The following is an 8,654-nucleotide window of genomic DNA, read 5'->3' on the forward strand; positions in this document are numbered from 1 at the left end:
TCAAAAAGAAAAGGGGGCTGATGCCCCCTTTCGCTCATAGATGAACACTATACCTGTTCTGATCTCCGAAACGCATGACGTACCAGCACAATACCGACCCCCAGCATGCCACCGAGCAGCGTAGCCAACACCACGACCAGCGGGCGCTTGGGCTTGTCGCGGGACAGTGGCTCGCTAGGTGAAGCCTGGTAGGCGAAGGACTGGAACGGCTGTTCCTCGAGCTTGATGGCCTGAAGGCTGCTCAGCTGCAAACGCAGGGCACTCAGCGCCGGATTCAAGAATTCAGGGTTCTTGATCTCCTTGAGGATCTTGAGCTTTTCGGCCAAGGCACGAGCGCCAAGATCAATGTTCAGGCTACCCTGACTCTGCAGGTTTTGCACCGGTGTATCTATCCCCGCTGCCTGTGTAATGCGCAAGCTATATTCGGTACGCAATATATCGTCTTGCTGTTGTTTGAGGGTATCCATTTTGGCACTCTCAAACTGAGTCTCCAACGTCTTGATCCGGTTCTGCCAGATGGTGTTGAGCTCCTTGCCCTTGGCCGCCGACTCCTGCTGCTGGATGAAGGCGATATATTGCTCCAGACGCAACTTGGCTTCCTCTGCCGAATCTGCTGCAAAGGAGAGAGTAACCTCCTCACTCAACTTATCCAGAGCTTGGGCATTGATACCTTCTGCCATCTTCTTGAGCAATTGACGCTTCTGTTTCGGTTCTGTTGCCCCGCCTTTGGCAGCATCGATCTCGAGATAGCCGCGTTCAATCAAGAACTGACGCTTGTTATTCAAACTATTGAAGTTATTAACAAAATCACCGTAGAGTGACTTTTTTTCAAAATCGGTGAAGGCTGTCACAGGGATTTGGGCATTTATCAACTGATTGAGATTGAGCTCAAGGGATTCCGTTTCCTTGAGAGTCGGTTGCTTGATCTCTGCTTGGCTAACCCAAACCTGAGGAGCCAGTAGGGCATAGACCACCCCAGCAATGGCGAACACACCTGCGATCAGCAGGATCAATATTTTCTGGCGCCATAGCACCAGAATTAGCTCGCGTAGATCAATCTCATCGGATCCAGTGGGCTGTACCCACTGAGATGGTACATCTGGGGTTCTCTCTTTCATTTGCTATCTCTTATCTATTAAATGCAAAAACCAAAAATGAATTAAAGTTTTAACTACACGAAAAAGTCACAACTGATTTTATAAATGAGCATTAGTTCAGTTGATTGGAAACGTTATCAGCGTCAATTGTTAAAAACTTAATTCCATGAGAATGCACTTTTGCAGTGTTAAGATTACCCTCCTGACGCGCATGCCAAACAAGATCACAAATACCATCAGTAGGGCTAAAGCCTGTTGGTGCAGCTAGCAAAATTCGCCGTATTTCATCATATTCAAAAGAGTGGCAAGCCTTATCAAGTTCAAGAAGAATCTCGCGAAGTTCTTCCCATGGCAGCATGCCTTCATGAGCCGTCATGATTCGGGGATGGTCTGTCCCTTGAACATCATCACCAATAAGTAACTCTTCAAACAATTTTTCTCCTGGGCGTAATCCAGTGATTTTTACTGCAATATCCCCATTAGGATTTTTATCATTCTTTAATGTTAAACCGCTTAAACGAATCATTCGATGGGCTAGATCCAAAATCTTGACTGGTTGCCCCATATCTAGCACAAAAACGTCACCACCATTCCCCATTGCCCCGGCTTGGATAACCAATTGAGATGCTTCAGGAATAGTCATAAAATAGCGAATTATATCTGGGTGGGTGACTGTGAGTGGCCCCCCATCCAGAATCTGTTTACGAAATAAAGGGACGACAGAACCAGACGACCCCAGTACATTACCAAAACGAACCATACAAAAACGAGTTTTATTTTGAGCAGAAGCTAAGGCTTGTAATACAAGCTCAGCCAAGCGTTTGGTCGCCCCCATTGTATTAGTCGGGCGTACCGCCTTATCCGTCGAGATCAGTACAAATGTCTCAACCCCGCTCTCAATAGCGGCCTGTGCACAATAAAGTGTTCCAAATACGTTATTACGTACCCCTTCCACTACATTGTATTCAACCAATGGCACATGCTTGTAAGCTGCGGCATGATAAACTGTTTGAATCTGGAAATTACTCATTACTGCACTTAAGCGGTGCTGGCGCTGCACCGAACCCAATAACGGAATTATTTCCAAGTCAATATTTTCACGTAAACAAAGCTCATTCAGATCTTTATCAATGGCATATAAGCCATATTCTGACAACTCATATAATACTAGCTTAGCCGGCTTGCAACACACGATCTGGCGACACAACTCAGAACCTATTGAACCACCAGCACCGGTAACCATCACTCGCTTACCACAGATATTGGCATTGATCAGCTCCGGAATAGGGTCAACAGGATCCCTTCCAAGTAGATCTTCAATAGAGACCTCCTTGAGTTCGTCGATCAGAGCCCTACCACCAACCAAGTCAGACATACCTGGAATCGAGAGAACCTCGCATGGAAAATGCTCCAAGCGGTGAATCACTTCCTGGCGCACTGAACGTGGTGCACTGGGCATTGCCAGCAAGATTTTCTTGAGACCAAAGCGGGCGACTAGTTCACCTATCAGATCCGGACTGTAAACATTGATTCCTTGAATGACTGCCTTACGAATTGCAGGATCATCATCCACAAAAGCAACAGGGAAAAATTCATGACCTTGATTAAGAGCAAGCTGTAACTGACGACCAGATGAGCCTGCACCGTAAATTAATACAGGAATCCGGTTATGATTACCACGATTGACCAGCATTCTAAAAAACAGTCTGGCTCCACCCACAAGTAATACAGCAAAAGCAAAATAAATCACAGATACCGTTCTTGGTAATGGAGCCTCCAAAAAGAAGGCCAACATAACTAAAAACATGGTGGAAAGAGACACACCAAGCATAACTGTCCATAACACCTTAAACCCGACATAACGTAATACTGCGCGATAAAGCCCCAAGCGCATAAAAATGATGATAGTAACTGGAATTAATAAAAGCAGTGTTTGCCAATGCAATACACTCTTAATAGGAATTGCGGCATCCAGCCGAACCCAGAACCCTCCCCAGAATGCCAGTGAGAGCAGTACACTATCGACAAAAACACTAATAATTCGCTTGTATAAACGAGGAATTCCAAGAAATGAAGTGAACATTATCACACCATGATGATTATGAAATTTAAATGGTTATAAACTATTTTGGTCTAACAGCATCACCACTACCACTACCACTTATTGTCATGATGATATAACTAAAATAATTTCGCACATTCAGGGAGTCGATCATTTCACGATCTGTTTTAGCTAAAAGTCTAGGAGTAGACATATCGATATTCTGAATTTGAGCAAGTCCGGTAATCCCAGGTAAAACATCGTATACACCCAAAGCATCACGCTCGGCAATAAGATCTTCCTGATTAAATAAATTTGGACGAGGCCCAACCAAACTCATATCGCCTTTCAGAACATTAATCAGCTGCGGTAACTCATCAATTTTTGTTTTACGCAGAAAGGCACCAAGCTTTGTAATAGAAGCTGCACTGGCCAAATGACTTGCAACCGACTTGGTATCAACCGCCATAGTACGGAATTTGATGAGCTTGAATGGTTTCTTGTGCTTACCAACTCGGGTTTGTACAAAAATAGGAGATCCAGTGTCAAATTGACCAATTATTATAACAACCAACAGAATAGGACAAAGCAATAGCAAACCAAAAAAGGCTGCCAAAAAATCCAGTAACCGAATCAACATGATTTATCCTCGAAAAAACAACGCCCAATGCCTTCTTCCAGCGAGATTGGCGGTAGCCAACCCAAAGTCTCTTTAGTATGTGTAATATCTACCTGTAAGTTACCACACAGCCTATCGATCACCGCCAGTTTACCTGTAAGTTTGCCAGCCAACCTTAACCACTTCACGGGGACTGGCAACAACCGTGGCACTTTCCCTGCCGCTCGGGTCATCAACTCTAGCAACTCAGTGGTAGACACATCACGATCATCACTGACCAAAAAAATTTGATTAGCCGCCTCGGGATGATCAAGGCAGGTGATAATCAAATCGACCAGATTATCGAGGGCAACTAAACTGCGCTTATTGTGTATCGCACCAAAAGGAAGAGGTAAATTTTTCTTAGCTAAATTCATCATCGCGGAAAAGTTAGCTTTGACCCCCGGTCCGTATACCAGTGGAGGGCGGATGATTACAACTTCCATTCCAGACTCTATAGATATTTTCCTTAACCCGGTTTCGGCTTCAGCTTTCGAGACACCATATGGATCATTGGCATGGATGCAATCAGTACTTTTAAATGGGGTATCAATCTCTGTCGATTCACCATTTACTTTAATACTGCTAATGAAGATAAAACGCCTAACACCTGAATTCACCGCCTGTCGTGCCAAATTCAATGTTCCAGCCACATTGACATTACGGTACGCAATCAATGGATCAGTTTCAGCGTCATTCATTACATGAGCTCTGGCTGCAGCATGAATAATTACATCAACACCAGTCAAAGCCGATGAGTAATCCGCTACAGCATCTACCGTCCCCATCACATGTGATATGAATTGACCATTAATTTCTTTGCGGCCATAAGTACGAATGTGCATGCCAGAAGTACCACTTAAACGCTTCACAATCGCACTACCAATAAACCCAGTGGCCCCTGTCAATAGAATCATATTGGTTCTCAACATTCAGAATAAATTAAACAGCAATGCGATAGCTAAAGCTAATCTGTCGCGCCCTCGTCTTCGTAATTCGCTGATTTTTGACAGCAAGTATAAGTTACCTAAATAACTGCCAGATAAACCATATTTTATGATAGAGATGTCATGCAATTCCAATAAGCCTGCAATGTTTACAACCTGCTCTCTATACCAATGGCTTTTAATCAATTGCAATCTTTTTTTAGCTGCAAGCCAATTATTATTCGTACCCACCTGATTATTAGCATGCTGGCGATAGCGCATACTCGGCTCAGAATCTATAATCCAACGATAGCCATGATGTCGTGCAAAGGAATAAAGTAACCAGTCGTGTAACGATATTTTATTCACGACTTCATCATGATTTTTTATAAGCCATCTTTGAAATACAATAGCCAAGTCACGCTTAAATACATAGGTACAACCCGGTCCAGCAGCTTCAAATAAGAAATCCCATTTTCGCTGCGATTGAGCCTTGTCAATGAGTAACTCTCGGTCGTCATCCCAAAAGGCGATTACGTTAGAGGAATAGCAATCATATCTGTCTAACTTCCTCACAGCACCAATCAACTTATCCGCATGCCAAATATCATCCTGGTCACTAAAGGCTATAAAATCATATCTATTGAAATCAACATCCATAACTAATCTGAAAAAATTCTGCCCTGCACCACCGAATCTATCGCCATAAGGCAGCAAGGTGATATTATCATACTTGGACGCATAAAAAACACACAACCCCAGTGAGTCATCATTGGAACGGTCAAGGCTAATATATATATGAATATCAACTTGCTTTTGCACTAAGATGCTATCGACCTGCTCCGTGAGCCACTTTTCACCATTATAGGCAGCCAAGAGAACAGCAATACTATAATTGTTGCGACTATCCATAACTAATATTCACATCTAAAGACATCATTAACAGCTTCGAGATATTTATGCCCGTTGACTGTGTCAGGCTCAAGATAAGCACCTTCAGACCATTCATTCCATGCATTAATAAAGACTATTTTTTCATCATATTCATTAAGCTGTGATTTTATAATTTCTAGTGCCTCAACAAATTTTTCAAGCTTCACATTAGAAAAAAACGTTGCGCGCTCATTATACCTAGGGGCATTATCCCAGTCAGGGAATGCGACTTGATATACAGGTTTGTCAAGGAAATTCAAGTCAGAACGAACTTTCAATGTGTCTAGATATGAATCATAGGAGAATTCACTATACGTCTTATTCTTTAACATTGTTGCAATATTTAATTGCATAGATTCAGGTAAACGCCTAGCTATCTTTCCCAGAACATTTTTTACAACACCATTTTTTTTAAGATATTTGTTGATGGCATAACGAGGTTGAAAGTTAACGATTGCACTGAAGTTCTTATACAGATTCTCTGCATTAATTACATCATATGCTCGGAGTGCAATAAAATGAACACCGTCAAACCCTGACTTTATGGCTTCGTCGTTAAAAAAAGACATAAAATTATCTAAATTATTTATCAGCTCAGGCCTATAAATACAAAAAACTGGTTTATTTGAAACCTTAAGATACCTTATATCTTGGAAGTGCTGATTTAAATATTGGTAGTGTGCTTTCCAAAGTTCAGTGTCGACTATATGCTGCTGTTTTATTAAAATATCTTTTGGCTTACCTACCCACTGACGGGTCCATGTTTCATTCGCCCAAGTAAAAAAGTACTCGATATCAATATCTTTATTTTCCAAAAGATTTTCCGCTGGTTTTTCCAAAATTAATTTCCCATCAAACCAATAATGGTAAAAATTGAATCCAGAAATACCATAACGCTTAGCGAGAGCAGCTTGCTCTGATAACGTCATAACTATTGATTGATCGTAAAAATCCGTTCCATACGGAATCCTGGGTTGCCTTTGCTTTGTTGATACTGCTTTAGCATTCTCCACCAATTGCCAATCAGTAAACCCCTCACCCCACCAAAGATCATTCTCCGGGGTCGCATAAAACTGGGGAAAATAAAAAGGGAAAATTTTAGTTTGCATTAACATCATCCATTAACCATTAACCATTAACCATTAACCATTACATATTAAATAGATTTATAAACTTTCTCGTTTTCAGTGAAAGCTTTACTGTTAAAAAAAGTAAGTAAAAAAACAGCATTATATAAGAAAATATATTTTTTTTATAGTGAGCTTTCCAAAAGCAAACAACCTTTGATAAGGAAAGCATATATTTGTCTATTTCAGAGCTAGGATGAAATGTCAGGTCATGTGACACTGATATTCCCATAGTTACAATACATATATTTTCACGGTTAATATACTCAAACAGCACAGTGTCTGTGCCATAAAAAGTTGTATATTCTGGATATTTAAAACTTTCTATTTTTTTCGTCTTAGGGATATATACCCCACTATTAATAGCTGATATACCATGACTTTGACCTTGATGATTACTGTTTATCGGTTTTGAAATAAACAACCAAGAATGATACGGGCTAAATAACTTTCCATTTATTGTTATTCTTGGAACGAATACAACCCCATCACCATATTTCTTATATTGTAAAAAAAACGCTTCAAAATAATTCCCTGGCAACGTTGTATCATCATCTAACAATAAAACGTAATCACCACCATCTTTTTTAAACTCTCTTTCATATATTACACTCAAAGGATGATTAAAACCATCATGGTTATAATTAACCTTTGAAAAATTTTCATTTAAAGCGATGATATCATTTGTTTTAATTTTAGCATCTACGCTATTGTCATATATATTAAGCGTGATATATAAATAATCTTTAACATATTTTTGGTATAACAGAGATTGAAGTGTTTTACTATTAAAAAAAGATTTATTATATATAACTACCACTACACAAAGATTAAGCACTTTTTGCTCCATCTCGTAAGAACCTCTTAAAGGCACATAGTAGAATCAACCCCATAAATATCACGCTTGTTGTAGATGACAATAAATAGGGATTGGTTAATCCTGACAAAATAAACAATAAATAACTACTTACAGCGAGAGCCCCTATTAGCCTCCATAACAAAACCGGATAAATATAGTACATCAGAAATGGTATAAAACCAAAAATACCATATTTCATCAAAAAACTCAGCCACTGTATTTCATATAGATATTCAGTTCCGTTACCACCACGAATACATGATTTAACATAAGCCCCCATTCCAAGGCCTACTATTGGATTATCGCTAAATGCGTCAAAAAGACAATTGAATTGCATAAATCTTTCATTATCAGATGCGGCGATATATTTGTTATCCAATCTAACTTCAATTAGGGACTGTAGAACATCTGAATACATCACTATTAATGCTGAAAAACACAAACCTATAATAAAAAGCATTCTTATCTTTAAATATCTGATCAGATAAAGCGAGGTTAAAAATAAGCAATAAGAAATAAGCAATCTAGAGAATGAGCTGACGGCAATAATCCAAATAGCTATAAAACCCAAATAGTAAAATTTAGAACGGCTAGATTCATTCTCATACAACGGACAAATAATAAAGAACAGAATAATGCATACCGTATCGTTTATATATTGCGCGCGATAAAATCCCGGTATAATTTCCCACTTATTCGGTTCTAAACCAAAAGCTATTTCATAAATTTCAGGTGTATTAACACCAAAGAAAAAACCAAATACAACAAGTGAAAGCTTTAATACTGCATAAAATATTATGCCAATCAACATCGCTTTCCCATATAAACTTAGATCGCGCTCAAGATCATTAGTATTTATTAGCTGTTGACTAAAAAAAAACACAGGAAGAAGTGTCACAACTATCGATTTTGCTTCTAGGTACGTGAGCTCATTATATTTATCAAATGAAAACAAACTAAATGATAATATCCTGTCTCTTATACCCATCCCCGAGCCCACGACACAAGAGAGA

Annotated in this window: 8 protein-coding genes; all 8 read right to left on the reverse strand. The window is 39.7% G+C overall.

Annotation, left to right across the window (positions count from 1 at the left end; all coding sequences use genetic code 11):
- Positions 1-47: 47 nt before the first annotated feature.
- A complete protein-coding gene (locus MM194_RS08050) occupies positions 48-1,118 on the reverse strand; it encodes a Wzz/FepE/Etk N-terminal domain-containing protein (RefSeq protein WP_241343257.1) in 1,071 nt (356 codons plus the stop codon).
- Positions 1,119-1,209: 91 nt separating this feature from the next.
- Entirely contained in the window at positions 1,210-3,180 is a 1,971-nt protein-coding gene (locus MM194_RS08055; protein ID WP_241343258.1) for a nucleoside-diphosphate sugar epimerase/dehydratase, read from the reverse strand.
- 40 nt (positions 3,181-3,220) lie between these two features.
- A complete protein-coding gene (locus MM194_RS08060) occupies positions 3,221-3,778 on the reverse strand; it encodes a sugar transferase (protein ID WP_241343259.1) in 558 nt (185 codons plus the stop codon).
- Positions 3,772-4,713 carry an SDR family oxidoreductase gene (locus tag MM194_RS08065; protein ID WP_241343260.1) on the reverse strand — a complete coding sequence of 314 codons (942 nt, stop codon included), beginning with the start codon at positions 4,711-4,713 and terminating at the stop codon, positions 3,772-3,774. The genes MM194_RS08060 and MM194_RS08065 overlap by 7 nt, the downstream gene beginning before the upstream one ends.
- Before the next feature lie 15 nt (positions 4,714-4,728).
- Positions 4,729-5,634 carry a glycosyltransferase gene (locus tag MM194_RS08070; protein WP_241343261.1) on the reverse strand — a complete coding sequence of 302 codons (906 nt, stop codon included), beginning with the start codon at positions 5,632-5,634 and terminating at the stop codon, positions 4,729-4,731.
- A 2-nt stretch (positions 5,635-5,636) separates the two neighbouring features.
- On the reverse strand, positions 5,637-6,764 hold the full coding sequence (locus MM194_RS08075; RefSeq protein WP_241343262.1) for a glycoside hydrolase family 99-like domain-containing protein: 1,128 nt from the start codon (positions 6,762-6,764) through the stop codon (positions 5,637-5,639).
- Positions 6,765-6,804: 40 nt separating this feature from the next.
- The gene (locus tag MM194_RS08080; RefSeq protein WP_241343263.1) at positions 6,805-7,632 is read right to left on the reverse strand and encodes a glycosyltransferase; all 828 of its coding nucleotides are present in this window, start codon (positions 7,630-7,632) and stop codon (positions 6,805-6,807) included.
- Positions 7,613-8,654: O-antigen ligase family protein (locus MM194_RS08085; protein ID WP_241343264.1), on the reverse strand; the 1,042-nt coding region annotated here is incomplete at its 5' end. The genes MM194_RS08080 and MM194_RS08085, both read right to left, overlap by 20 nt.

Origin of the sequence: Aeromonas sp. MR16 (assembly GCF_022549315.1) — a bacterium.
In the GTDB taxonomy this organism is placed as follows: domain Bacteria; phylum Pseudomonadota; class Gammaproteobacteria; order Enterobacterales; family Aeromonadaceae; genus Aeromonas; species Aeromonas aquatica.